The sequence below is a fragment of the Cellulophaga sp. genome, assembly GCF_039943695.1.
In the GTDB taxonomy this organism is placed as follows: Bacteria; Bacteroidota; Bacteroidia; order Flavobacteriales; family Flavobacteriaceae; genus Cellulophaga.
This window is the reverse complement of the sequence record NZ_JBDVAA010000020.1, coordinates 29,027-55,619: the sequence shown is the minus strand read 5'-3', so window position 1 is coordinate 55,619 and position 26,593 is coordinate 29,027. Positions and strand designations below refer to the sequence as shown.

25 protein-coding genes and 1 other RNA gene are annotated in these 26,593 nt (G+C 30.7%); 9 read left to right on the top strand and 17 right to left on the bottom strand.

The window, feature by feature from the left end; genetic code table 11:
• On the bottom strand, positions 1 to 503 hold a 503-nt coding region (locus ABJD66_RS01935), incomplete at its 3' end, for a CpsB/CapC family capsule biosynthesis tyrosine phosphatase (RefSeq protein ID WP_348127582.1).
• A 31-nt stretch (positions 504 to 534) separates the two neighbouring features.
• Positions 535 to 1,113 carry an alkylphosphonate utilization protein gene (locus ABJD66_RS01930; RefSeq protein WP_100896230.1) on the bottom strand — a complete coding sequence of 193 codons (579 nt, stop codon included), beginning with the start codon at positions 1,111 to 1,113 and terminating at the stop codon, positions 535 to 537.
• A 173-nt stretch (positions 1,114 to 1,286) separates the two neighbouring features.
• Between ABJD66_RS01930 and ABJD66_RS01925 the strand changes: the two genes are divergently transcribed.
• Positions 1,287 to 1,928, top strand: a complete 642-nt coding sequence (locus tag ABJD66_RS01925) for a protein-L-isoaspartate(D-aspartate) O-methyltransferase (RefSeq protein ID WP_100896229.1) — start codon at positions 1,287 to 1,289, stop codon at positions 1,926 to 1,928.
• Here the strand turns inward: ABJD66_RS01925 and smpB are convergent.
• Positions 1,925 to 2,386: an SsrA-binding protein SmpB gene (gene smpB / locus ABJD66_RS01920; protein WP_198519469.1), complete on the bottom strand. Its 462-nt coding sequence runs from the start codon at positions 2,384 to 2,386 to the stop codon at positions 1,925 to 1,927. The two genes, ABJD66_RS01925 and smpB, sit on opposite strands and share 4 nt — an antisense overlap.
• 85 nt (positions 2,387 to 2,471) lie before the next feature.
• On the opposite strand from smpB, the gene ABJD66_RS01915 reads away from it, so the two are divergent.
• Positions 2,472 to 3,209, top strand: coding sequence for a DUF6503 family protein (locus tag ABJD66_RS01915; protein ID WP_348127577.1), 738 nt, complete (start codon positions 2,472 to 2,474; stop codon positions 3,207 to 3,209).
• On the opposite strand, the gene ABJD66_RS01910 is transcribed toward ABJD66_RS01915, so the two are convergent.
• The 3 genes from ABJD66_RS01910 to clpB all read right to left on the bottom strand — a co-directional run bounded on the left by ABJD66_RS01910 (position 3,196) and on the right by clpB (position 7,131).
• On the bottom strand, positions 3,196 to 3,741 hold the full coding sequence (locus ABJD66_RS01910) for a phosphoglycerate mutase family protein (RefSeq protein WP_100896227.1): 546 nt from the start codon (positions 3,739 to 3,741) through the stop codon (positions 3,196 to 3,198). The two genes, ABJD66_RS01915 and ABJD66_RS01910, sit on opposite strands and share 14 nt — an antisense overlap.
• Positions 3,742 to 3,844: 103 nt before the next feature.
• Positions 3,845 to 4,441: a TetR/AcrR family transcriptional regulator gene (locus ABJD66_RS01905; protein ID WP_100896226.1), complete on the bottom strand. Its 597-nt coding sequence runs from the start codon at positions 4,439 to 4,441 to the stop codon at positions 3,845 to 3,847.
• Positions 4,442 to 4,542: 101 nt separating this feature from the next.
• Positions 4,543 to 7,131 carry an ATP-dependent chaperone ClpB gene (clpB, locus tag ABJD66_RS01900; RefSeq protein WP_348127572.1) on the bottom strand — a complete coding sequence of 863 codons (2,589 nt, stop codon included), beginning with the start codon at positions 7,129 to 7,131 and terminating at the stop codon, positions 4,543 to 4,545.
• 167 nt (positions 7,132 to 7,298) lie between these two features.
• On the opposite strand from clpB, the gene ytxJ reads away from it, so the two are divergent.
• A complete protein-coding gene (ytxJ, locus tag ABJD66_RS01895) occupies positions 7,299 to 7,691 on the top strand; it encodes a bacillithiol system redox-active protein YtxJ (RefSeq protein WP_100896224.1) in 393 nt (130 codons plus the stop codon).
• Between the two features lie 54 nt (positions 7,692 to 7,745).
• On the opposite strand, the gene ABJD66_RS01890 is transcribed toward ytxJ, so the two are convergent.
• Together ABJD66_RS01890 and fahA are read right to left on the bottom strand one after the other, a co-directional pair.
• A complete protein-coding gene (locus tag ABJD66_RS01890; RefSeq protein ID WP_100896223.1) occupies positions 7,746 to 8,930 on the bottom strand; it encodes a hypothetical protein in 1,185 nt (394 codons plus the stop codon).
• A gap of 218 nt (positions 8,931 to 9,148) precedes the next feature.
• Complete coding sequence (gene fahA / locus ABJD66_RS01885; RefSeq protein ID WP_303542537.1) at positions 9,149 to 10,432, bottom strand: fumarylacetoacetase; 1,284 nt, start codon at positions 10,430 to 10,432, stop codon at positions 9,149 to 9,151.
• Positions 10,433 to 10,543: 111 nt separating this feature from the next.
• Between fahA and glyA the strand changes: the two genes are divergently transcribed.
• The gene (gene glyA, locus ABJD66_RS01880) at positions 10,544 to 11,815 is read left to right on the top strand and encodes a serine hydroxymethyltransferase (protein ID WP_100896221.1); all 1,272 of its coding nucleotides are present in this window, start codon (positions 10,544 to 10,546) and stop codon (positions 11,813 to 11,815) included.
• A gap of 57 nt (positions 11,816 to 11,872) precedes the next feature.
• On the opposite strand, the gene ABJD66_RS01875 is transcribed toward glyA, so the two are convergent.
• From ABJD66_RS01875 to ABJD66_RS01845, 7 genes are all read right to left on the bottom strand, one after another.
• Positions 11,873 to 12,520: a hypothetical protein gene (locus ABJD66_RS01875; protein WP_100896220.1), complete on the bottom strand. Its 648-nt coding sequence runs from the start codon at positions 12,518 to 12,520 to the stop codon at positions 11,873 to 11,875.
• 150 nt (positions 12,521 to 12,670) lie between these two features.
• On the bottom strand, positions 12,671 to 13,336 hold the full coding sequence (locus tag ABJD66_RS01870; RefSeq protein ID WP_100896219.1) for a response regulator: 666 nt from the start codon (positions 13,334 to 13,336) through the stop codon (positions 12,671 to 12,673).
• A 23-nt stretch (positions 13,337 to 13,359) separates the two neighbouring features.
• Positions 13,360 to 15,339 (bottom strand): sensor histidine kinase, encoded by a 1,980-nt coding sequence (locus ABJD66_RS01865; protein ID WP_348127565.1) that lies wholly within the window; start codon positions 15,337 to 15,339, stop codon positions 13,360 to 13,362.
• Between the two features lie 88 nt (positions 15,340 to 15,427).
• Complete coding sequence (locus ABJD66_RS01860) at positions 15,428 to 15,640, bottom strand: hypothetical protein (RefSeq protein ID WP_348127562.1); 213 nt, start codon at positions 15,638 to 15,640, stop codon at positions 15,428 to 15,430.
• Between the two features lie 138 nt (positions 15,641 to 15,778).
• The gene (locus ABJD66_RS01855; protein ID WP_100896216.1) at positions 15,779 to 16,510 is read right to left on the bottom strand and encodes a LytTR family DNA-binding domain-containing protein; all 732 of its coding nucleotides are present in this window, start codon (positions 16,508 to 16,510) and stop codon (positions 15,779 to 15,781) included.
• A 353-nt stretch (positions 16,511 to 16,863) separates the two neighbouring features.
• On the bottom strand, positions 16,864 to 17,265 hold the full coding sequence (locus ABJD66_RS01850) for an acyl-CoA thioesterase (RefSeq protein WP_348127558.1): 402 nt from the start codon (positions 17,263 to 17,265) through the stop codon (positions 16,864 to 16,866).
• A gap of 3 nt (positions 17,266 to 17,268) precedes the next feature.
• Entirely contained in the window at positions 17,269 to 18,318 is a 1,050-nt protein-coding gene (locus ABJD66_RS01845; RefSeq protein ID WP_348127555.1) for a glutaminyl-peptide cyclotransferase, read from the bottom strand.
• An 88-nt stretch (positions 18,319 to 18,406) separates the two neighbouring features.
• Between ABJD66_RS01845 and ffs the strand changes: the two genes are divergently transcribed.
• The 3 genes from ffs to fsa all read left to right on the top strand — a co-directional run bounded on the left by ffs (position 18,407) and on the right by fsa (position 20,127).
• Positions 18,407 to 18,504: signal recognition particle sRNA small type (ffs, locus tag ABJD66_RS01840), an RNA gene on the top strand.
• A gap of 83 nt (positions 18,505 to 18,587) precedes the next feature.
• On the top strand, positions 18,588 to 19,397 hold the full coding sequence (locus ABJD66_RS01835; RefSeq protein ID WP_100896213.1) for an SDR family oxidoreductase: 810 nt from the start codon (positions 18,588 to 18,590) through the stop codon (positions 19,395 to 19,397).
• A 76-nt stretch (positions 19,398 to 19,473) separates the two neighbouring features.
• Positions 19,474 to 20,127 (top strand): fructose-6-phosphate aldolase, encoded by a 654-nt coding sequence (gene fsa / locus ABJD66_RS01830; RefSeq protein WP_100896212.1) that lies wholly within the window; start codon positions 19,474 to 19,476, stop codon positions 20,125 to 20,127.
• Positions 20,128 to 20,207: 80 nt separating this feature from the next.
• Here fsa and ABJD66_RS01825 read toward each other — a convergent pair whose 3' ends face one another.
• Positions 20,208 to 21,602: a thioredoxin-like domain-containing protein gene (locus ABJD66_RS01825; protein ID WP_100896211.1), complete on the bottom strand. Its 1,395-nt coding sequence runs from the start codon at positions 21,600 to 21,602 to the stop codon at positions 20,208 to 20,210.
• Between the two features lie 169 nt (positions 21,603 to 21,771).
• Here ABJD66_RS01825 and ABJD66_RS01820 point away from each other — a divergent pair, with 169 nt between their 5' ends.
• Together ABJD66_RS01820 and ABJD66_RS01815 are read left to right on the top strand one after the other, a co-directional pair.
• The gene (locus tag ABJD66_RS01820; RefSeq protein ID WP_348127549.1) at positions 21,772 to 23,394 is read left to right on the top strand and encodes an ATP-binding cassette domain-containing protein; all 1,623 of its coding nucleotides are present in this window, start codon (positions 21,772 to 21,774) and stop codon (positions 23,392 to 23,394) included.
• 122 nt (positions 23,395 to 23,516) lie between these two features.
• Positions 23,517 to 24,071, top strand: coding sequence for a fasciclin domain-containing protein (locus tag ABJD66_RS01815; protein ID WP_303542561.1), 555 nt, complete (start codon positions 23,517 to 23,519; stop codon positions 24,069 to 24,071).
• 4 nt (positions 24,072 to 24,075) lie between these two features.
• Here ABJD66_RS01815 and pheT read toward each other — a convergent pair whose 3' ends face one another.
• Positions 24,076 to 26,502, bottom strand: coding sequence for a phenylalanine--tRNA ligase subunit beta (pheT, locus tag ABJD66_RS01810; protein WP_348127545.1), 2,427 nt, complete (start codon positions 26,500 to 26,502; stop codon positions 24,076 to 24,078).
• Between the last annotated feature and the right edge of the window lie 91 nt (positions 26,503 to 26,593).

Below are 26,593 nucleotides of genomic sequence, written 5' to 3'. Positions count from 1 at the left end.
TTGTAATCTTTAAATCTGTTATGTGCAAATGCATAGCGTTCTGGATGGGCTAAGATAGGAGACAATGGTATTTTATTTAATTTTTGTACAGCTTCTTTAAAGTTTATTGATTCTTGTAAAAAAGACATTTCAATTAGTATAAAATCTTTCTTTAGAGGCATAAATTCTTTAGTTGCTATAAGCTCTTCAAAATAAGGATCTACCATATGTTCTGCGGCTGCATCTATAGTAAAACCTGTTTTGTTTTTATTTTTTAACTCATTCTTTAATACAGCTAAAGAAGAAGCTATAGTGTGCGGATTATTAGGGTAGTACCCACTCATTATATGAGGTGAGCATATGAAGTTGGTTACTCCAAAGTCACTAAAGCCATCTAATATTTCTAAAGATTCATCTGGTGTTTTTGCACCATCATCTATACCTGGTAAAATATGGTTGTGTATGTCTGTGTAGCCTTCTAAATAATCGACTAAAAAATATTTTTTACTAAAAAAATGAAACATTATTTGCTTGTACTTTAGTATTTGTTAGTACTTATATCTTTTTTACGTACTTAGTAATAATCACAATTTGTTGCCCGTCTACTTTACCTTCTATGTACTCTGCATTTTCATGATCTAAAGATACTCTACGTACGGCAGTACCTCTTTTAGCAACCATACTAGAGCCTTTTACAGGTAAATCTTTAATAAGCACTACGCTATCACCTGCATTAATAATAACACCATTACTATCTCTGTGTATTATTTTATCTTCAGGATCTTCACCTTCACCTGTAGCTTTTGCCCATTCTAAATTATCATCATCTAAATACATCATATCTAAAAGATCTTGTGGCCAACCTTCTTTACGTAATCTGTTTAGCATACGCCAAGCAATAATCTGTACAGGTATTTGTTCACTCCACATACTATCATTTAAACATCTCCAGTGATTAGGGTCTGTTTGTTCTGGATCTTCAATTTGTGTGATACACGTGTTGCACGCAAATATTGTATCTTGTAAATCTCCATTTTTTGTAGGTGAAACTTGGTAAGCTTTTAAGTTTTCTTCATTGGAGCAAAGTTCGCATTTGTTTTGGCTTCTTTTACTTAATTCTCTTTCAATGCTCATTAGGTATTTTTTTATTAATTATTGCCAAAAATACATATAATCTTTCTACTAGGCTTGCTATGTTGATTACTTTAATTAAACCTAATTTTAATTTTATATCTACAGTTGGTTTTTACTATAAAATCTTCTTTTTATTCTTAAATTTGTAGCTCAAACTAAACCAATATTCTCTTTTGAAAGACACCTTAAAACATCGTGGTAAACGTAATCTTTTGGCTAACACTTTAGTAGCAAAAGGTATTACAGATACAAAGGTTATTGAAGCTATAAAAAAGGTTCCTAGACACTTGTTTTTAGATAGTAGTTTTGAGGATCATGCTTACCAAGACAAAGCATTTCCTATAGGTGCAGAGCAAACTATTTCTCAGCCTTACACAGTTGCTTTTCAATCACAATTATTAGAGGTAAAGCCTAATGATGTTATTTTAGAAATAGGAACAGGAAGTGGATACCAAACTGCTGTTTTATTACAGTTAGGTGCTCGTGTATTTACTATAGAAAGGCAATCTCAATTATTTAAAAAAAATAAGCTGTTTTTCCCTAAAATGGGAATTAGGCCTAAAAAGGCAATTTTAGGAGATGGTTATAAAGGTTACCCAGAAGAAGCTCCTTTTGATGGTATTATTGTTACTGCTGGCGCGCCAATAGTTCCTAAGCCATTACTAGCGCAATTGAAAATAGGAGGTAGGTTGGTGATACCTGTAGGGGTAGAAGACCAAATAATGACTTTATTTGTACGTAAATCCGATTTAGAATTTGAGAAACAAGAATTTGGTTCTTTTAAATTTGTACCACTGTTAGAGAATAAAAACTAATTATTAAAGCTCTTTTTTATACGGTCTAAGTCTCGTTTATTGTCTCTATCTTTTATAGAGTCTCTTTTATCATGCAGTTTTTTACCTTTGGCTAATGCAATGTTAATTTTAGCCAAACCTCTGTCATTTAAAAATAAATTTAACGGTACTATAGTTAATCCAGTATTTTTAACTTCTTTTTCAAGTTTTTTTAGCTCTCCTTTATTCAGTAATAATTTTCTAGATGCTTTTGGTTGGTGATTGTAGTGAGATCCGTGAGAGTACTCATCAACCTGCATATTAATTATAAAAAGTTCTCCTCTGTCATTAAATTCACAAAAGCTTTCTGTAATAGCTGCTTTACCTTCTCTTATAGATTTTATTTCTGTACCAGACAAAACTAAGCCCGCTGTATAAGTATCTAATAGCTCATACTCAAACCTAGCTCTTTTATTTTTAATATTGATTTTTTTCTGCATCATAGACTGCAAAAATAGAATATTTTAAACCAATTTTGTAAAGATTTTAAAAGCATTACAACTAATGCACTAAAGATTTTATTTTATGATTAAAAAAAGTATGTTTTTCTTATTGCTGATTGTAATTTCGGCTTGTAAGAATGAAAAGAAACAAGAAGTAACAGCGCAGTCTGTTGTTGACAATGCAATTAAAACTACAGGCGACAGTTTGTATAAAACTAAAAATATTTCTTTTGATTTTAGAAATAAAAAGTATGTTTTATTGCAAGACAACGGTGGTAGAATAATGAAGCGTATTTTTAAACAAGATTCTTCTACTATTACAGATATTAAATCAGCTAAGTTTACACGTTTAGTAAATGATAGTTTGGTTAGCGTGCCAGATTCTATGGCTGTTAAGTTTGATAATGCTATTAACTCTGTTTTTTACTTTGCTCTTTTGCCTTATGGTTTAAATGATGCAGCTGTTAAAAAAGAATTTTTAGGAGAAGTTACTATTAAAGAAAAGCAATACTATAAGGTAAAAATAACTTTTAGTGAGGAAAACGGAGGGGATGATTTTGAGGATACTTACTTGTATTGGTTTAATAAAGAAACTACTAAACCAGACTATTTAGCGTACAAGTTTTTTGTTAATGATGGAGGTATGCGTTTTAGAGTTGCTTATAACGAACGTTATGTAAACGGAATTAGATTTGTAGATTATGAAAATTACAAACCTAAAACCGAGTCTATGAATATTTTAGAGATTGATAAAATGTTCCAAAACAATGAATTGGAATTATTATCTAAAATTGAACTAGATAATATTATTGTCTACTAATATCTAAGTTAAGTTTTACAGCAGTGGCTTGTGTACCAATTATTGTTACTATAAATAAGCCGCTGTTGTCATAATCATCTATTTGTTCAAATTTTTCTTCACCAATAATTGCATTTACAAACTTAGGTACAGTGTTACTGTGGCCAACTACTAAAACTTTTTTACCGTAATTATCGGTTACAAATTGCTGTGGTTCTATGGTTGAAGGATCATAACTTGTAACAGAAATATTTTTTTGTACAGATGTAGGTGCCGCTGTCATTTGTGTTCTTTGGTAGTCCGTAGAATAAATGGCATCTAGAGCAATTGGCTCAAAAACCTTAGCCCAAAAAATAGACCTTCCTAAGCCTTCTTGGGCTAGTTCTGGATCTTGGTTTTCTTGGTCCGACCTATCTTTTTCTGCGTGTCTTATAAAATAGAAGGTAGAAACTGTATTATTAGCTTCTTCATTAGAAGCGCCATTTTTATCATTTTTACAAGCAAGTATTACTGAAAAAAGTAATATTAAAAGTGTAGGTTTTAAAAATTTCATTTATGTAATATTTTTTTTGATGTTGTTGTATATACAATAACTAAATTTTAGCCAAAAAAGTATATAATTTATGCTGCCTTTTATTATCAAGAAAAAAGAAAACTTATAACTTAACTTCCTTTTCTATTAAGTGATTAATGTAGTTAACTGTATTTAAAAGATACTTGCGATCTTGTGTAATGGTAGCCATTGCCACAGAGCCTTGTAGCATTGTATATAATTGTTTTGCAAATTGTAAAGGAGTAACAGGTAACTTTAATTCGTTGTTATTAACACCATTTTCTAATACAGCAGCAATTTTACCTTCTATAGTGCGTACAATTTCTTTAGCTGCACTGGATAGTATTTTATTATTATACTCAGCATCTACACCAACATTTATTATGGGGCATCCTCCCATATCTAAAGTAAATACAGCATACTGCCTGTAAAAACTAGTTAAGCTGTATATTTTATCTAAAGAAGTGCCGTCTATATTTAAGCGTTCGTCTATTTTTGTTAAAAGTTTATTGGTATTGTACTCAAAACAAGCTAGAGCAATTTCTTCTTTATTTTTAAAATTACCATATAAAGCCCCTTTTGTGAGATTGGTTGCTTTGGTAATATCACTCATACTTGTACCAACATAGCCTTGTTTGCTAAATATTGGCGCAGAAGTTTTAATGATAAATTCTTTGGTTTTTTCTGCCTTGGTGGACATATGCTCTTTGTTGTTTCTACGAATATATAAAATCTATAAAATAGAACCATAAAAAAAGCCCCCTTAAAGGAAGCTTTTTTTACTATTCTTGTTAAATTATATTAATTATTGTTTCTAAACACCAATTTATCATCAAAACTATCTATTAAAACAATACTGTCTGTAGTTACTTTGCCAGATAATATTTCTTTAGATAAATTGTTTAATACTTCTTTTTGTATAATTCGCTTAACTGGTCTTGCTCCATACTGTGGATCATATCCTTTTTTAGCTAAAAATGCAATAGCTTCATCTGTAGCGTCAATAGTTATGTTTTGTTCTGCTACTAGTTTTTTAAGAGCATTTAATTGCAAACGTACAATTTGAGTTATATTGTCTTTAGATAATGGTGTAAACATTACAATATCATCTATCCTATTTAAAAACTCTGGTCTAATGTTTGCTTTTAACAAACCTAATACGTCTGTTTTAGCAGCTTCTGTTGCTTTTACAGCATCTTTGTGCGTATCAAAACTTTCTTGTATTATAGCGCTACCCATATTACTTGTCATTATAATAATGGTATTTTTAAAATCTGCAACACGACCTTTGTTGTCTGTTAATCTACCTTCATCTAACACTTGTAATAAAATATTAAAAGTATCTGGGTGTGCTTTTTCAATTTCATCTAATAAAATTACCGAATAAGGTCTGCGTCTTACAGCCTCAGTTAACTGTCCGCCTTCATCATAACCAACATAACCTGGAGGTGCACCAACTAATCTACTTACAGAGTGTCTTTCTTGGTACTCACTCATATCTATTCTGGTTAATGCATTTTCGTCATCAAACAAATAAGAGGCAAGAGTTTTAGCAAGTTCTGTTTTACCAACACCTGTTGTACCTAAAAATAAGAAAGAGCCAATTGGGCGTTTTGCATCTTGCAAACCAGACCTACTTCTTCTAATGGCGTCAGATACTGCCTCTATAGCTTCTTCTTGCCCAACTACACGTTTGTGTAAAACAGACTCAAGGTCTAGTAACTTTTCTCTTTCGCTTTGTAGCATTTTAGTTACCGGAATACCTGTCCATTTTGCAACCACATCTGCAATATCCTCATATGTAACCTCTTCTTGTATTAAAGTACCGTTACTTTGTTGTTCTGCTAAGGTGTTTTGTAATTTATCTAAAGCTTCTTGCGACTCTTTAATTTTACCATAACGTATTTCTGCTACTTTACCATAATCTCCATTACGTTCTGCACGTTCTGCTTCTAACTTATAGTTTTCTATATCTTGTTTAACTTGCTGTATGTTGTCTACAACAGTTTTTTCGCTATCCCATTTTGCAAAAATTTCATTACGTTCTTCTTTAATATTTGCAAGGTCTACGTTAAGTATTTTTAGTTTGTCTTTATCGTCTTCTCTTTTAATGGCTTCAATCTCAATTTCTAATTGCATTATTTTACGATCAAGAACATCTAATTCTTCTGGTTTAGAGTTAATTTCCATACGTAATTTAGCAGCAGCTTCATCCATTAAATCAATAGCCTTGTCTGGTAAAAAACGATTGGTAATGTAACGTTGAGATAGTTCTACGGCTCCAATAACAGCTTCATCTTTAATGCGTACTTTATGGTGAGCCTCATATTTTTCTTTAATACCACGTAAAATAGAGATAGAGCTTTCTGTACTTGGCTCGTCTACTATTACTTTTTGAAACCTACGCTCTAGTGCTTTATCTTTTTCAAAATACTTTTGATATTCATCTAAAGTAGTGGCGCCAATAGCACGTAATTCTCCACGAGCTAATGCAGGTTTAAGTATGTTAGCGGCATCCATAGCTCCGTCTCCGCCACCAGCACCTACTAATGTGTGTATTTCATCAATAAACAGCACAATTTGTCCGTCTGCACTTGTAACTTCTTTAATTACAGATTTCAAGCGTTCTTCAAACTCACCCTTGTATTTTGCACCAGCAATTAGGGCTCCCATATCTAAAGAATAAATTATTTTGTCTTTTAAATTATCAGGAATATCACCTTGTATAATACGGTGTGCAATACCTTCTGCAATGGCTGTTTTACCAACGCCTGGTTCACCAACTAGCATAGGGTTATTTTTTGTTCTACGAGATAAAATTTGTAGTACGCGTCTAATTTCTTCATCACGACCAATTACAGGGTCTAATTTGCCCTCATCTGCTAGTCTGTTTAGGTTTTTAGCGTATTTTTCTAAAGAATTGTAGTTTTCTTCTGCACTTTGAGATGTTACATTGTTTCCGTTTCTTAATTCTGTTATTGCAGCATTTAAATCTTTTTCTGTTACTCCTTGGTCTTTTAAGATTTGAGATATTTTACTTTTAGATTTAAAAATGGCTAAGAGTAGGTGTTCTGTAGATACATACTCATCATTCATTTTTTTAGCAACAATAATTGCTTCGTTAATTGTTTTACCACCTTCACGAGACATCATAATATCTGCACCAGTTACTTTAGGTAAACTTTGTAGTTCTTTGTCTACAATCTGTGTTAATAGTGTAACATTTACATTTAATTTTTTTAGGATGAAAGGCATTACGTTTTCATCAACTTTAATTAAAGCTTTAAATAAATGTTCGTTTTCTATTTGCTGATTCCCAAGTTCCTGTGCTAGCAATTGCGCTTGCTGCAAAGACTCTTGAGATTTTATTGTAAAATTATTAATGTTCATATATGTTGTATTTTTTATAGTATTAGTATTTTTACAAGATTAAAGTCAATTATCTTACCAAAGCGATAAGGCGGACAAAATGGCTGTTATCACTTGTTTTTTCAAGACAAATAGTCAGTTGTAAGGTTGTAGCTTTGCATCGACTTAACTATAAAATTAAGAATAAAATGGGATTATTTAAAGGTATATTTGGAAGTAAGGATGAAAATAAAAAAGAGGAAAAACAATTGCCTTGGATACCCTTAACTACAGTTGCACAATTGCAAGAGATTGAAGAAAAATCTAAAACCAAAACTCAAATTATTTTTAAACACTCTACTACTTGTGGTATTAGCCGTATGGTAATTAAGATGTTTAGAGATACGTATAATTTTACAGAGGAGCAGGCAGATTTGTATTATTTAGACTTGTTGCAATACAGAGAGGTGTCTAATGAAACAGGTTATAAGTTTCAAGTTATTCACCAATCACCACAATTATTAGTTATAAAAAATGGTGTTGCAGTTGCTAATGCATCTCACGGTAGTATTTCTGAACTAGATTTTGAAAAGTATATTTAAAAAGAAAGCCCTTGCAATTGCAAGGGCTTTTTTGTTATTTGTAAATTTTAAATGTTAGAATTTATGTCTAGTTATAATGTTTTTTAAATTAGCTTTTAAACTTTCTCCGGCATCATAAACCATTTGTTCATTGCTTGGAAATTGTACAGATTTTAAACTTAACATAGAAATTAAATCACTTGTTAAAGCTCTTTTATCACCTCTATAATTAGCGTAATTGTGTTCAAAAATAAACTCACTAGCTAATGGGTAAGTATTTACTTGTTGTTTTGTGTTTAAGTCTGTAAAGCTAACCACACCGGTTACTTGTGCAGATTTAGATTGTGTAAATTGATAAAAGTTACATCTAACAGTTTTAAACTTATCTGTTTTTACTTTGTTTCCATCTTCATCTAAAACAACTTGTCCATCTTCATCTAATACATACTTATAACCATCTTTTATTTGTGATTCTTTAACTAGCTCTTTTTCTCTAATTTGTTCTGGTGAAATATTAATTTCTCTAAAATCAACTTTCATCTCATAATCATACACTACATTGTTTATAGGTTGTGTGTGGTATGCCGTCCATAAATCATTTAAACCATAAGTATTAAAGTTTAATAGGTCGTCCTCTAAACGTACAGGTATAATTTTATCTGTACTATTTACAAGTTTAACTTTAATATAGTCTATGCCTTTGTTGTGAGCCTCTTCAATCTTTAACCTAGTGTCAGCATAGTTAGGACTTAATTCATTTAAATAATTAAAATCATCATAAGCTCTTCTGTAATCATCTTTGTTTACGGCATTTGCAAGTAAGTTACTAGCATTATTGTACAAATACTCTGCTAGTTGCTTTTTAGATGATAAAATTTTATCATCATAATTAGTTATGGTAAAATTAGCATTTCTATTCTCCTCTATAATTCTTAAAGGTAATAGTGGCTTAATTTGCTCTTGAATATTTTTAAGACGATTGTAAGCATTAAAAATATGCTCGTAATTAGAAGCATTACCATCTTTTTTATAAAACTCAATTTGATTTAATTCTCTATCTGTATTTTTTTTAAAAGCATCTTCTAACAAGCTTATATATGGCTGATTGCTTTTTTTAGTTTTGTTGGCTGCTAAGTTCTTAACAGATGTTTGTATTACAGATAAGTAATTACCTGTATTAATAGCTTCTTGTGTTTTTTTAACTCCGCTACAAGAGGCTAAAAAAATAGATACTGCGGTTAATAGTAGAATTTTTTTCATAACATTTGGTTTAATATTGTAGGTACATTTTCAATAGTCGTGCCAATATACAAAAGAGCAAACGCTGTATGCTGCTTAATAGTATATTTTACAAGGGGTTTTAGCCTTTTTATTTTTCATGTAAGACTAAACTTATTGTCTATTATTTTGATTTATAGTATAATTATTAGGCAAAAAAAATTCCCTTATAAAGGGAATTTTTTAAAAGTTGAGCTATTTTATTTTAAAGGAATAGCAGGTAGTAATTTTGTAGAAACTTCTCCAAAACCAATACGTACACCGTTATTTTCACAGTAACCTCTTAAAGTAACTGTATCATTATCTTGTATAAATTTTCTAGTTTCTCCGTTGGCTAATTCTACAGGCTTAGTTCCTTGCCAAGATAGTTCTAGCATAGAGCCGTAAGAATCTGGTGTAGGACCAGAAATTGTACCACTCCCCATCATATCTCCACTATTAACTTTGCAACCATTTACTGTGTGGTGTGCAAGTTGTTGTGCCATTGTCCAATACATATACTTAAAATTAGATTTAGATACTGTTGTTGGTTCACCATTTTCTGGTGTAATATCTACCTCTAAATTAATGTCAAAAGACTTTTCTCCTGTTTGCTGTAAATAGGGTAGTGGCTTAGGTTCTTGTACAGGACTAGCGGTTCTAAAAGGTTCTAAAGCATCTAAAGTAACAATCCAAGGAGAGATTGAAGAAGCAAAGTTTTTAGCTAAAAATGGCCCTAGTGGTACATATTCCCATTTTTGAATATCTCTGGCACTCCAGTCGTTAAAAACAACCATTCCAAAAATATAGTCTTCAGCTTCGTTTACAGGTATTGCCTCACCCAAAAGGTTAGCATCAGTAGTAATAAAAGCTGTTTCTAATTCAAAATCTACTAGTTTAGAAGGTCCAAATACAGGTGTTTCTGCTCCTTTTGGTAATGTTTGCCCGTTAGGTCTATGTACAGGAGTTCCGCTTGGTATAATTGTAGAGCTTCTACCGTGGTAACCAACAGGTATATGCAGCCAGTTAGGTAACAATGCATTGTTAGGATCTCTAAACATTGTACCAATATTGGTAGCGTGTTCTTTACTAGAGTAAAAATCTGTGTAATCACCAATTTGAACTGGTAGTTGCATTTCTACTTCGTCCATAGTAAATAACACAATTTTTTTGTGCTCTTCGTTGTTCTGTAATGCTGTGTTATTTATGTCAAATATTTCGCTAATTCTGTTACGAACTAAACGCCAAGTTTTTTTTCCGTCTGATATAAAATCATTTAAAGAATCTTGTAAAAATATATCATCTGTTAACGGTATACCATCAAAATACCCTAATTGGTGCAATGCACCTAAATCTATAGCATAGTTTCCTATACGAGTACCTATGGTAATAATATCTTCCCTAGTTAAAAATACACCAAAAGGAATATTCTGAATTGGAAAATCTGAAGTAGAATCAACAGAAATCCAAGATTTTTTTGAAGGATCGTTAGTTTTTATAGGCATATTGTACGTGTTAATTTTTTTTTGATAAATTTCTTTTCAAATATATTATTTTCTTCTGATTAAAGAATCGCAATTTGTATTTTTACACTTTATTAACGCAATAAAATATCTATGCAACGCGATAACCAAATTTTTGATTTAATTAATGACGAAAAAGAACGTCAATTAGAAGGAATAGAATTAATAGCTTCAGAGAATTTTACGAGTCCACAAGTTATGGAAGCTGCAGGCTCTGTGCTTACCAATAAATATGCAGAAGGTTATCCTGGAAAGCGTTATTATGGTGGTTGTGAGGTTGTAGATGAAGTAGAGCAATTAGCTATTGATAGAGCTAAAGAGCTTTTTGGTGCAGAATATGTAAATGTACAGCCACACTCTGGTTCACAAGCAAATGCATCTGTATACCACGCTTGTTTAAAACCAGGAGATACTATTTTAGGTTTTGATTTGTCTCACGGTGGACACTTAACTCACGGTTCTCCAGTAAACTTTTCTGGTCGTTTGTATAACCCAGTTTTTTACGGAGTAGAGGAAGAAACAGGAGTTTTAAATTATGATAAAATACAAGAGATAGCTACTAAGGAAAAACCAAAAATGATTATTGCTGGTGCTTCTGCTTACTCTAGAGATATAGACTTTGAGCGTTTTAGAGTAATTGCAGATAGTGTTGGTGCTTTGTTGTTAGCAGATATCTCTCATCCAGCTGGTTTAATTGCTAAAGGTATTTTAAATGATCCTATGCCACATTGCCATATTGTTACAACAACTACGCACAAAACATTACGTGGTCCAAGAGGAGGTATGATTATGATGGGGAAAGATTTTGAAAATCCATTTGGAATTAAACTTAAAAACGGAAACTTGCGTAAAATGTCTGCTTTATTAGATTTGGCAGTTTTTCCAGGGAACCAAGGCGGACCTTTAGAGCATATTATTGCCGCAAAAGCAGTAGCTTTTGGAGAGGCGTTAACTGATGAGTATTTACATTATATGATTCAGGTAAAGAAAAATGCAGCAGCTATGGCCGCAGCATTTGTTAAAAAAGATTATAAAATTATATCTGGTGGTACAGATAACCATATGATGCTTATAGATCTTAGAAATAAAAATATTACTGGTAAGGATGCAGAAAATGCTTTGGTAAAAGCAGATATTACTGCAAATAAAAATATGGTTCCTTTTGATGATAAATCTCCTTTTGTAACATCTGGTATCCGTTTTGGAACTGCAGCTATTACAACACGTGGTTTAAAAGAAGCAGATATGCAAACTATTGTAGACTTTGTAGACGCCGTAATTAATAGCCCAGAAGATGAAGAGGTTATTTTAAATGTTAGAGATAAAGTAAATGCTCTAATGGAAGGTAGAGCATTGTTTAATTAATATTTTAAATAAAAAAACCGTTAAATAAATGGAAAACCTTAATTGGTTTTCCATTTATTATATATGATCTATCATAAATAGGTCACCTCTATTTGTGCTGTTGTTGCGCACATCATAAATAACGGCATCTTCTTCAGACTCATAATAAAGTCCCCAGAACCCGAAGTAAGATTTTTCAGTTATATTATTGGTTAAGTTTATATTATCTTCAGATAAAATTGGTAAGTGTATTTCTGTAGGTAGTTCTAAATTTTCAGTCATTAAACACTCTACATTAGTAACTAACGTATCTAATATAGCATCTAAACTGTTTATAATACTGTTAGTGCACACTTTGCTTATAATTACAGATGTATCTGCTAAATATATTGCGCATTCTGCAATATCTACGAATTGTTCTGTATTACACCTTAGTTTTTCTAAGCTCTTATAAAATTGCTCTAATCTAGACGAGTTAATATCTAACTTGTCTTTTAGCCAATTAGAGTTATTATAATAGCAAACGCTTTCAGATAACCAAAAGTTAGATTGAAATTCTATTCCAATTTCATAGGCATCAGGCTTATTATTTAATACTCTAATTAGAACTTTAGAGAAATATGCTTTCTCTAGTTCATTCCTAAAAATTTCTAGTTGTTCTAATATGCATTCTGGGACGTTATTAGAATACCGTATGTCTTTATATCTCGATGGGTTAGGCATCATAGTATGAATTGTAGGTTATACTTACTACAAAACTATGATGATTTTTTGAGTTTGGATTATACGTAAACCTTGGATTTTTTGAGGTTATTAGCTCAAACGGCAAAAAATATGTTAAATTTTTTAACAAGGTAAGTTGGTACTTACAAGCTTTTAAATAAAACCCCTCCTTTTTGCTTCGTTAATTAAAGCAAGGTCGTTTTCATTTTCAATATCAAAAATAAATTTTAATTTACGTTTTCTTGTTTCTATACCTGTAACAGATAAATTAACATAGTCAACCAAATCTTTAGTTTTTATACCTAATGATAAACGGTAAAGAATTTCTTTATCATCTTCATTAATCATAATGTTATTAGTCATTGTTTTTCTAAAAACATCTATAGCAGACTTAGAATAGTAGGTGCTGTCGTTTAAAACATTGTCTAATGCTTTTTCTATAACCTCCTCGTTAACTTCTGTTTTAACAATATAACCATCTGGATTTACTGATGAAAAGATGTTACTAATTCTTAAACTATCACTAAATGACGATTGAAATATTATTTTTGTTTTTGGTGAAATATCTCTTAAAAGTATTCCTAGGTTTTCTCCTGTTTTATTACCATCAATATTATCTTTATCAGGCCTTTCAATCTGAATATCTAAAAAAGCAACATCAAAAATGTTAGATTCTATTAATTGTTTTGCTTTTTGGTAACTACCTGCTGTGGTTAAGTTTATATTATATTTAGCTGGGTTTATATCTGCAAATGTATACTGGTATCCTTTTAGTATAAGTTGATGATCATCAACAGCTAATATTTTTAGGGTTCGCATATTTTATTAAACTTTGATCTGGGTTATGTATTAAATGTATCTTTTTTATCTAGCGGTATAGAAATGTGAATTTTTGTTCCATTTCCTAATGTACTGTCAATATTTACTTTAGCGTTTATTTTATTAGCTCTAGAAAATATATTTTTAAGCCCTATGCCTCTTTTTTTCTTTTGGAGGTTAAAACCTACACCGTCATCAGATAAAATTACTGATAAATTTGAATTCTTCATACTTAAATCTAATAAAATATTTTCTGCTTTAGAATATTTTACACAATTCTGAACCCCTTCTTGTATCATTCTATAAAGGTTAATTTTAATTTCAGCATTTAAATGATCCCAATCTATTTTATTATCAAATGTAAAACTTGTTTTTATGTTTGAAGCTTTGCCAGTGTTATGTAGTAATTCAATAATAGAATTTGTAAAGTTTTGCATTTTTTTAGAAGAAGCAGCACTTAAGGTGTGCGAAATTGTTCTAATTTCTTCTGCTGTTTCTTGTAATTGTTTTATAAGATCTAAGCGTTCATCAATGGCTTCTTGGTCTGCTCTTTTGTTGGTAGCTTTTAATATTAAACCTATTCCTGTTAAACTGCCTAAAACACCATCATGTAACTCTTGAGATATTCGTATTTGCTCTTCTTGTTTAGCTTTTGCTAGTTTACCTTTTTGATCTAGCATTAGATTAAAAGTCTCTAAGTTGGTTTCTTGCTGCTCTTGTTCAAACCTTAATTTTTGATTTTTTATATATTGACTACCAATTACAAAAACTGCAAAAGCCAGTAGTAGTGCGCCAATAACAAAGTATATAAGTAGCTGTTTTTGCTCTTCTAAAACTTCTTTTTCTTCTAAAACTTCGTCTGTTTCATATTTAATTCTGGTAAACTTATCTTGTAGTAACCTTTCTTCTGCAATTAAGCTATCGTTTAACACAATGTACTTATGTGCATAACTACTGGCGTTAATAGGGTCTATAGATGTGAGTAGGTCATAAGCCTGTAATAATCTTTTATTGTTTTTTGTCTTTAATGAATATTCTTCAGCCTTTTTAGCATTATCTAAAGCTTTTGAAGTATCTTTTTTTAGAATATAAAACTCTGCTAAGTTAAAGTGGCTCACTGCCAAACCAGAAATGTCATTTAAACTATCTCTTATTTTTAATGATTGTAATAGTTGTTGCTCTACATTAGCAGTATCTTTTAGTTTTAGCTTTGTGTAGGCGTAATTGTCTAGTACTTTAGCGTAGAACAAAGTTTTTTTCTCATATAGGCTATCTACAGCAAGTACTTTTTTGTAGTTTTTAATAGCGCTATTATAATCTTCTTTGTCTCTGTATACATTAGCTATATTATTAACTAAAGCAGTGTTTATTTTACTTTTTGGCTTTAGTTTTTTATAGTATTCTTGTGCTTTATTATAATATTTTAAGGCTCTATCATGCTCTTTTAAAGCATTAGTAACAGACCCTAAATTATTGTAAGATCTGTATAAGTCTATATCTGTATCTTTCTTGTTATCAAATAATTCAATAGCTTTTATGGTAGATATTTCACTACCTCTATAATCTTTAGCGTTAGATTGTATAAAAGCGATAGATTGAAGCACTTTACCTTCTTTTATAGCATTACCTTGTAAATTAAAAATTTTTTGAGCTTGTAAATAGTAAAAATAACTACTGTCTATTTTTACTGCTTTTTCAAAAAAATATCCTAAATCCCAGTATGCATTTGATAATAGGGTAGAGTCGTATTGTTTTTTAGATAACTCTATTACTTTTTTGTTCGTTTTTCTAAATTTTAGAGAATCATTTTGTGTTAAATATGTATAAGCTAATGAGTGTAACCTTTTTCTATACAAGGAATCTTTTTTATGTTGTAATAAATTAGTTGTATCACTATTTTTTTGCTCGTATTTTACGTTAACTGTGGTCTCTATTTTTTCTTTTTCATTTTTACATGAAAAGAGTAATGTAGTTATAATAAGTAGAGTACATATTTTTTGCACGAAAATTGGATTTTAGAATAGCCTAAGGTATAAAAAAAGCCTTAAATTTAACATTTAAGGCTTTACTTTTTTATTTCTTAGTTGGTATTTAATCTACAGAACCACCACTACCTTTTGGTCTTTCTATTTCATCATCATCGGTAACTGCTTCTCCGCCACTTCCCTTAGGTCTTTCTATCTCATCGTCATCAGTAAGGCTTACATTTTCATACAGAGCATCATTAGAATTACTATCTGCATCACAAGAAAATAATAATAGACTGAAAATAAACAAGGCAAGTAGGTTAATTAGATTTTTCATAATTTTTGTTTTAGGTTAAATATGTTTTTATTGCTTTGCTAAAGTATAATCAATATCTTATAAAAATAGTAAGAATTTATTTTCATTAGTATGTAGTTGGTTTTTGTGAGTCTATAGTTTATTTTTATTAGTATTTGATTAATTATGTGTAGAAATAGCATTTTTACTAATCTTATTCTTTATAGTATCTATTTTTTCTTTGTATGATTTTGAAAAGGGTAGTTTTACATCACTTTTTCTTATGACGCATACGCTTTTTCCGTAATTAATTCCGGATACGTAGCTGCTATTTATGATGTAACTTTGATGTATTCTTATGAAATTTTCGGGTAATTTGTTTTCAAATGTCTTTAATGTTTTAAAAGCGCTTATTCGTTTACCACTATGCAAGTATATATCTGTGGCGTTGTTGTCTGCTTTTAAATATAATATATCTGAAGTGTCAATATATTGGTAATCTTTATAAGATTGAAGACATAATGTTGGTGAAGTTTCCTTTACAGGAGTTTGCTTTCTTATTTTTAAAACAGATTTCCTAATATCAAATTCATTATATGGTAGTAGCCAATAATCAAAAAATCCATTCTTTATAGCATCATAGGCGTGTTCCTTATTTTTACTTACACCTATTATTAAAGGAATGTTATTTATATATTGATATAAATCTGAAACCATTCTAAAATATTCTTCAGCATTTTTTTGTAGGTCAACGAAAATAATATCAGGACTATATTTTAAAATACTATTTAATGCACTGTTAGAATTTTCTGAAATATCTACACACATAAAGTCATTATACTCTTCTAAAAAATGCTGAAGTTGCAAATTAGAAGAAGCAGAGTTACCTATTATTGTGTATGAGTAATTCATTGCTAATATTCTCTAGCATAAAATTACATATACATTTATGAAACAGATTACACGTAAACCTCTAATTTTTTGTGGTTTTGAGTGTTAAAATGTCTGTTTTTTTGCCTTTTAGGGGTAAAAACTTACAAATAAAAAGGAAAATAGAATAAATAGTTGTTTTCTAGAAAACTGTAAGCATTAATTTTAAGATGATAAATTTTTATTATTTACTGGTGAAATTTTAGAGTCACTTTGGTTTGTTTAAAAAAGAAATTAAGAGTGAAGTTTTTTAAACTGTAATGGTAATTTGTAATATCCTTATTATATAGTAATAAAAAATTATAGCTGTATAATAAGGAGTAGAATTTTATATTTTATTGATTGGTATCAATGAAAATATTCTTTATTTTTTCTGATACACGTATAGGTTTTAAGCTTTTAGCATTTAAAAGGCACCATTCTGTTTTAGATTTTAAAATAAGTTTGTTTGTTTCTGCATTTCTCATTTCTACAATACGAATAGATATTGCTCCTTCAGATTTTTTAATACAGGTTTTAACCTTGATAATATCATTTAAAACAGCAGCAGATTTATACTCTAAAAAATGAGTGCTAACAACCCACATATGGTTGTTTTGTATTTCTTTGCTAGCAGATGCTTGCCAATGTTCTTTAGATATATCTTGTACCCACTGCAAATACCTAACGTTATTAACGTGGTTTAAATCGTCTAAATCATCTGCGGTGACAGTAATAGTTTTGTTGTAGATTTTCACTATTTATTTTTTTAAAATGTTTACCTCAAACATTTTATCCCAATTTTTACCAGTAACAAAAAATGTTTTGGTGGTTGGGTTATATGCAATACCATTTAAAACATCTACATCATCAGTTTTTGTAACCTTATCTTTTAAACCGTTAAAATTAATTATGCCCTCTACAACACCACTCTTTGGATCTATAATTACAGCTACATCTTGGCCAGATTGCCAAGTGTTAGCGTAAATTTTTCCATTAACATACTCTAACTCATTTATTTTAATAAGTTTTTTACTATTTGTATATACTTCAATAGCATCTTCTTCAATTAAAGTATCAGGATTTAATGTCCATATTTTTTCGGAACCATCACTCTTATATAATTTTTCTCCATCATTACAAAAACCCCAGCCTTCTCTACTTTTTCCGTATGTAAATTGGTCTATTTCTTTAAAAGTATTTACATCGTAAACAAACCCAATGTTGCTTTGCCACGTTAAATGATAAATTTTATCTTTTAAAATAGTTATACCTTCTCCAAACTGGGTATCTTTTAATTTATGCTGCTTATAAATAGTACCTGTTTTATAATCTTTTTTTACCAATACAGATTTCTCTCTCTTTCCAGTACTCTCATATAAGGTATCCTTGTAAAACTCTAAGCCTTGAGTAAAGTAGTTTGGATTATGCGGATACTCATTTAAAATCTCATAAGTATAAATACTAGGTGATGTACCAGCAAACACGGTTATTTTTTTAGAAACCTTAGCTGTAGTATCATCATAACTTACTTCTGCGGTAATAGTTTTGTTGCCTACTTTTTTAGAATCTAATACTAATTTATTATTATTTACTTCAACTTTTTCACCATCTATAGTATATGTTATAGCATTAATAGTTTTGTTTTTTTTGTTCTTAAGGTTAATATCTACTGTTTCATTTTGGTGAAATTTAGCTTTTTTGCCGGTAATTTGAATTTCAAATAGGCTAGAAGCAGGAGTATTTGCTCCTCCGCAAGAAAATAATAAAACTGTTAGTGCGCTGTAAGTTAAAAGCTTAAGTGTTTTCATAATAATGGTGTTAGTATTAGCAAGGTATTTAATTAAAATTAGAATGAAAAATGATTGCGAAAAATTTAAAAGATTGTATATTTGCAACCGGCAAGTCCTACACGACCAGCTCCTGTTTAATCCCCCAGGGTGGGAACGCAGCAAGGGTACGCGGTTGAGCGGTGCGATGTAGGTAGCTTGCCTTTTTTTATGCGCTAAATTTAGCAAAGCATAATTTCCACCATCCTTTATTTATTTGTTAATTTGCACTCATAATTATTTAAAGTAATATGAGTAATAAAGTAGTCTTAATAACAGGCGGTTCTTCAGGTATAGGTAAATCTATAGGTATATATTTAACTGCTAAAGGCTATACCGTATATGGTACAACAAGGAATAAAGAAAAATATCCAGATTTTAATCATTTTAATTTAGTTGATTTAGATGTTAGAAAACCAGAAACAATAAAGTCTGCCGTTTCTTTTGTGATAGAAAAAGAGGGGAGATTAGATGTTTTGGTTAACAATGCTGGTGTTGGTATAACTGGACCAATAGAAGAAACTCCCAACGAAGAAATTTTAAATGCGTTTAATATAAACTTAAACGGACCAATACACTTAATGAAGGCTGTTTTGCCGCAAATGAGAAAGCAAAACAATGGTCTAATTATAAATATTACTTCTATAGCTGGTTATATGGGCTTGCCTTACAGAGGAATTTATTCTGCAAGTAAAGGAGCTTTAGGTCTTGTGGTAGAGGCAATGCGTATGGAGGTTAAAGATTTTGGGGTGCATATAACAACTGTTGCGCCGGGAGATTTTGCTACAAATATAGCTTCTGGTAGGTACCATGCACCTCTTTTAAATGATTCTGCTTATAAAACTCCTTATGGTAATACATTACAGGTAATGAATGAACATGTAGATTCTGGCGAGGATCCAATACAAGTTGCTAAAATGGTGTTTAAGATAATAAATACAAAAAAGCCAAAAGTGCATTACAAAGTAGGTGCTTTTATGCAGAAATTTTCATTGTTTTTAAAGAGTATTTTGCCAGATAAAACATATGAAAAATTATTATTGAATCATTACAAATTGTAATTTTGCAGAAATTGTAAAGTAAGCTGATTAACAGTGAACCTATTATTTAAATCATAATTTTTAAAATAACAAAAAGATGAAATTTTTTATTGACACAGCAAATTTGGCACAAATAAAAGAAGCACAAGAACTAGGTGTTTTGGACGGTGTAACAACTAACCCTTCTTTAATGGCCAAAGAGGGCATTACAGGTAGAGATAATATTTTAAAACATTATGTAGATATCTGCAACATTGTAGATGGTGATGTTTCTGCAGAAGTTATTGCTACGGAATATGAAGCAATGATAAAAGAAGGTACTGAGTTGGCTGAACTACACGAGCAAATTGTTGTTAAATTACCAATGATTAAAGACGGTGTTAAGGCGTGTAAGTATTTCTCTGATAAAGGAATTAGAACTAATGTTACTTTGGTTTTCTCTGCAGGTCAGGCATTATTAGCAGCAAAAGCTGGTGCAACTTATGTTTCTCCTTTTATTGGTAGGTTAGATGATATTTCTACAGATGGTTTAAATCTTATTGCAGAAATTAGACATATTTATGATAACTATGCTTTTCCAACAGAAATATTAGCCGCATCTGTAAGGCACACAATGCACGTTATAGATTGTGCTAAAATTGGTGCAGATGTTATGACAGGGCCTTTGTCATCTATCGAAGGTTTGTTAAGACATCCTTTAACTGATAGCGGATTGGCTAAATTTTTAGAAGATTACAAAAAAGGAAACTAACATTTCTTTTTCTAATATAAAAAAATCCCCTAGAAGCAATTCTAGGGGATTTTTTTATATTAAGTTAGGATTTATACTCTCTAGAACTGACCATACATATTAGCAAAGCCATTAGTAATTTTACCATTTTTAGTTATTATAGCTCTGTTAAGCTTACCGTTTATTATTAAAGCATTGTTTATCTTTTTTAAATCATCTGCTCTATACTGAGTTTCTTTGGTTAAGTTGTTAGCTTTTACAATATTTTCCCAGTTTTTCTTATTTGTTCTTAAGCTTATACCAACAAAAGTGTAGTTGTTTTTTGTTTTTTCTTTTAAATCATTTACACGGTTTATAATATTTTTAAAGTGAATATTATTTTCTCCCATCCAAAAGTAAAAAACTACATTTTTTTGTTCTTCGCTAATTGTTTTTAGTGTCTTTTGTTCTCCGTTAATATTCTGAACGTATATTCCTGGTAAAACTGAACCTGGTTGTAGTTTTTCTATATTAACAAATAAAGAATCTATTTCTGCTATATGCTTGTTTTTGCTAGCAATCTTATGTAGGTCTGTCATAAATGCCTTGTTGTTCTCATAAGTGTCATCAGAACGTAAAAGGTAATTTAAAGCTACATTTCTTATTAGGTTGTCTTTTAAATTTTTTTCTCCAACCATACTGTCTATAAGTCTAAGCTGGTGTTCGCTAAAATGCAATTGGTTTATGTAGTAACTGCCATTTAGCTCGCAACCTTCTTTACAATTAATATAAGACATACCTCCAAAGTGTTGCTTCATAAAATTATAATATGGAGTAATGTAAGTGTAATTTGGGTTGTTGTATGTAAGATCTTTTCGATAAGCATAAAAATCTTCAGGCGGTTGCATAAGTGCCTTTTCTTTTAAAGCTCTTCTGTGTTTAAAAGGATACTTTTCTTTGTATAAATAGGTAGTGTAATCTATTCCTGTTTTAGCAATTGTTACCGCGTTATCAGATAAATTAGCATCGATCTTTAAATTATTTAATGCATTTATTTTTATACTGTGTAAGGAGTCAACTTTTTTACTAAATGCTTTAGGCTCTAAAACATATAATTTATCTACAATGTTTAATTCTTCATTCTCATGAATCAAAAACATTTCAAGTAAAAAGTTATTTATTTCTTGACCAATACCATCAAATACCAACGACTCATCAAAATCTACCGTATTAACTCGTATTAATAGGCTATCTCCTTTTTCTAGGTATATATATTGTACTTCTTTATGCCCAAAATGATATAAACCTTCTTCAGCAGAAGAATCTAATTCAAAAGCAAACCTATTATCATTGTCTAATTTTCTAGAGCAAACTTTACGGTCATCTTTATATAAGACAACACTGTCGTTTTTGGGGTTTACAATTTCACCAGCAAAGTATATGTATGGGGAGTTTTTTTGTTTCTCACCACAACTTATTAATAAAGAAATGGAAAGAAAGAGTAAAAATTTATTCATATAGTAATAGCTAACGTTACACACAAATTTAATGAACCTTAGGGTGTACTATTGTTAATGTGTAGTTAAAAAAATTAATACAAAGATGAAATACATAGTTTATTGGTTAAAATGTATTGGTATTAGGGGTTTAAATTCACTATTTTTGCACAAATTTTAAAATAAAACTATGCTATCAGTATCTAATTTATCTGTTCAATTTGGAAAAAGAATCCTTTTTGATGATGTTAACGTAACTTTTACTCAAGGAAATTGTTATGGTATAATTGGTGCCAATGGTGCTGGTAAATCTACCTTTTTAAAAGTACTATCTGGGCAAATTGATGCCACTTCTGGACACGTACATTTAGAGGCAGGAAAAAGAATGTCTATTCTAGAGCAGAACCACAATGCTTATGATGAGTTTACAGTGCAAGAAACAGTGGTAATGGGTAATAAGCCATTATATAAAATTAAGAAAGAAATTGATGCACTTTATGCGGATTATGATGATGCTAATGCAGACAGAATAGGGGAGTTGCAAGTTCTTTTTGAAGAAATGGATGGTTGGAATGCAGATAGTGCAGCCGCTACAATGTTGTCTAACTTGGGTATATCTGAAGAGTTTCATTTTTCTTCAATGGCAGATTTAGATTCAAAATTAAAAGTACGTGTGTTATTAGCTCAAGCTTTATTTGGTAGTCCTGATGTTTTAATTATGGATGAGCCTACTAACGACTTAGATTATGAAACCATTAATTGGTTAGAGCGCTTTTTAGCTGGTTATGATAATACTGTAATTGTAGTATCTCACGATAGACACTTTTTAGATGCTGTTTGTACTTCTATAGGTGATATAGATTTTGGTAAACTAAACTTGTATTCTGGTAACTATACGTTCTGGTATGAGAGTAGTCAACTTGCAGCAAGACAAAGAGCACAACAAAATAAGAAAGCAGAAGAAAAAGCAAAAGAACTACAAGAGTTTATTATGCGTTTTAGTGCTAACGTTGCAAAAAGTAAACAAGCAACGTCTAGAAAAAAGATGCTTTCTAAATTAAAAATTGATGATATTAAACCATCAAGTAGAAGGTATCCTGCAATTATTTTTGAAAGAGAAAGAGAAGCCGGAGATCAAATATTAAATGTAGAAAATCTTTCAGCAACCTCAGAAGATGGTGATTTACTTTTTAAAGATGTAAATATAAATTTAGCCAAAGGAGATAAGGTGGCTATAATTTCTAAAGATTCTAGAGCAAGTACTGCTTTTTATGAAATTGTAAATAATAACAAACAAGCTGCTACAGGCGAATTTCAATGGGGTGTTACAACATCACAATCTTATTTGCCAGCAGATAACTCAGATTTCTTTAATAAACCAATAAACCTAGTAGATTGGTTACGTCAATGGGCAAAAACTGAAGAAGAAAGAGAAGAAGTACACATTAGAGGCTTTTTAGGTAAAATGCTTTTTAGTGGAGAAGAAGGATTAAAAAAATGTACAGTACTTTCTGGAGGTGAAAAAGTACGTTGTATGTTAAGTAGAATGATGATGCTTAGAGCTAATGTTGTTATGCTAGATGAACCTACAAACCACTTGGATTTAGAGAGTATTACTGCGTTTAACAATTCATTAAAAAACTTTAAAGGAACAGTATTGTTTACTACACATGATCATGAGTTTGCTAATACAGTTGCTAATAGAATAATAGAGTTGACACCTAATGGAGCTATAGATAGATACTTAACTTTTGATGAGTATATGTCTGATAAGTCTATAAAAGAGCAAAGAGAAAAGCTGTACCAATCTTAATTTAAGGTTATCTTATCGATAAAATACACATTTTATAGTTGTACAGTAATGTAAAAGTTGTATATTGTCGGTGAACTTCACCGTTCACCGACAATCTTAATTATATTTACTTTTACATTCGTATGAAATTCCCCCTAATTCATCTACTATTAGCCTTAGTATCTGCAGGCTATTTATCAGCTCAAAATTCTTCTACAACTACTACAAATCAAGGGATGAACCCCAATTTTTCTATTGTAGAGAATACGCAACAATCACAAACACATAAGACTTTATTGGCAGCAATGCAAGGGTCAGATTTAGAAGACTTGTTACGTAACGATGGTCCTTTTACGGTGTTTGCACCTAATGACAAAGCTTTTAGTAAAATATCGTCAGAGAAAATAACTAAGTTGCTTAAAAGTGAAAATAAAAAAGATTTAACCTCTTTACTTACTTATCATATAATTGCAGGTAAAATATCTGCATCAAAAATTTTAAAGGCAATGTGCCAGGGTAATGGTGTTGCAACTTATACAACTATACAAGGTAAAAAAATTGTTGCAACAATGAAAGGTACAGATATTATACTTACAGATGCTTTAGGGCATTCTGCAAAAATTACAGCTGCAGATGCAGAACAGTGTAATGGTGTAATGCATCTTATAGACAGCGTAATTTTGCCAAAGCAGATTTAAGATACTATCTTAATTCTGCTCCTAACTTTTTCTCGTAGTTGTTTCTAAGCTTAGACATAATTTTATCTATTTGCTTGTCTTTTAATGTGTCTTTATCGTCAGACAGGGTAAAACTTACCGCATAAGATTTTTTACCTTCAGGAAGTTTATCTCCTGTGTACACATCAAATAAATTAACTTCTTTTAAATACTTCTTTTCTGTTTCAAAAGCTATATCATAAAGGTCTTTAAAGTTAACTTTTGTATCTAGCAATAAAGCAAAATCTCTTTTTACAGTAGGGTATTTGCTAATTTCTTTAAATACAACTGTATTTTCTGCTGCTAACTTTATAATATTATCCCAGTTAAAATCTGCAAATAATACTTCTTGTTTTATATCAAAATCTGATGTAATAGATGGTTTAATAACACCAAACTCTACAAGAGTAAGTTTTTTAGATTTTAATACTAAACCTTCTTGAAAAATATCGTTTTCAACAGGAGAAGAATTTGTTTTAAGTATTCCAAGTTTACTAAAAACAGTTTCTATATAAGATTTTAGGTAAAAGAAATCTGATTTGTTTTGTGTAGCATACCAGTTGTCATCTTCCTGTTTGCCTGTTAAGAATAAAGATAAATGCTTATTTTCTATTCTTTTGTCTAAAAATTTATGGTACGTTTTTCCAAATTCAAAAAACTTTAGATTTAGACTCTTTCTGTTTATGTTGTGTGATATTGCTTCTAAGCCGCTAAATAGCATAGACTGTCTTAATGCAGACAAGTCAGAGCTAAGAGGGTTTAGCATAACAACAGAGTTGTCATCCTTTAAGTTTTCAGAGTGTTTATTATAGTCTATAGTTGTTAAGCTATTTGCCATAATTTCATAAAAACCTTGACTAGCCAATTGGTTTCCAATTACGTTTTGTAACTTATAATCTTCAAACCTAGATGTAGAAGCTATAGATGCATTAAGTTTTGTTGTAAAGTTAATGTTGTTATAACCATAAACTCTAAGAATTTCTTCAATAACATCTACTTGTCTTTGTACATCTACACGGTAAAAAGGTATGGCAAGTCCCATTCCAGATTCAGAAACATTTTTTACTTTAATATCTAAGGATGTTAAAATAGATTTTATTGTTTCTCCTGGTATGTTTTGTCCAATTAACTTGTTAATTTTTTCGTAAGTTAAAAATACTTCGTGATCTTCAACTTTTTTAGGGTAAAGATCTACAATGTCTGATGTAATATCACCACCAGCAATTTCTTTAATTAATGAAGCTGCTCTGCGTAATGCATATTCTACATTTTGTATGTCTATACCTCTTTCAAATCTAAAAGAAGCATCTGTGTTTAAACCGTGTCTTTTGGCACTTTTACGTACAGAAACAGGATTAAAATAAGCACTTTCTAAAAATATTGCAGTAGTATTTTCTGTTACGCCAGAGTCTTTGCCTCCAAAAATACCAGCTATACATAATGGTTTTTCTTCATCACATATCATTAGATCTTCTTCATGTAGTTCTCTTTCTACATCATCTAAAGTTGTAAATTTTGTGCCAGCAGCAACAGTTTTAACTTCTATTTTGTGACCTTTAACTTTGTTAGCATCAAAAGCGTGTAATGGCTGTCCTAGCTCATGTAGTACATAGTTGGTAGCATCTACAACGTTGTTTTTAGGAGTTAACCCTATTGATCGTAACCTGTTTTTTAACCAATCAGGAGAATCTTTAACTTCTAAGTTACTTATCGTAACACCGCAATATCTAGGAGCTAAATCTTTATCTAACACATCTACAGCAACTTTTAATGATCTATTTTCAACATTAAAATTTGTTACAGGAGGTGTAATTAATTCTTTTTTAATCTCTTGCTGAATTAATCCGGCTCTTAAATCTCTTGCAACACCAAAGTGGCTCATTGCATCTGCTCGGTTTGGTGTTAAACCAATTTCAAAAACGGTATCTAATTCTATTTCAAAAATTTCAGAACAAGGAGTTCCAGGTTTTAAGTCTTCTGCTAAAACCATAATACCATCATGACCTTTGCCTAAACCAAGTTCGTCTTCAGCACAAATCATTCCGTGGCTTTCTTCACCACGTATTTTTCCCTTTTTAATTTTCCAAGCTTCACCCTCTTCTGTGTAAAGGGTAGTGCCAATAGTAGCAACGGGTACTTTTTGTCCTTTGTCTACATTAGGAGCGCCACAAACTATTTGTACAGGAGCATCTGCGCCTATATCTACAGTAGTTAATTTTAGTTTATCTGCGTTAGGGTGTTTTACGCATGTTAATACGTGCCCAACCACAATACCTTTTAGTCCACCTTTAACACTTTCAAATTCAGAAATGCCTTCTACTTCTAAACCTAAATCTGTTAATAATTCTGCCGTTTTATCAGCTTCCCAATCAATATGTAAAAACTGTTTTAACCAGTTGTAAGATATTTTCATTCTAAAAATTTAAAGCCCCAAAGATAGGACAATGCGTAAAGACATTCAACACATATTTAAACCATTTTCCATTTTTTATTGTAAGCTTTTA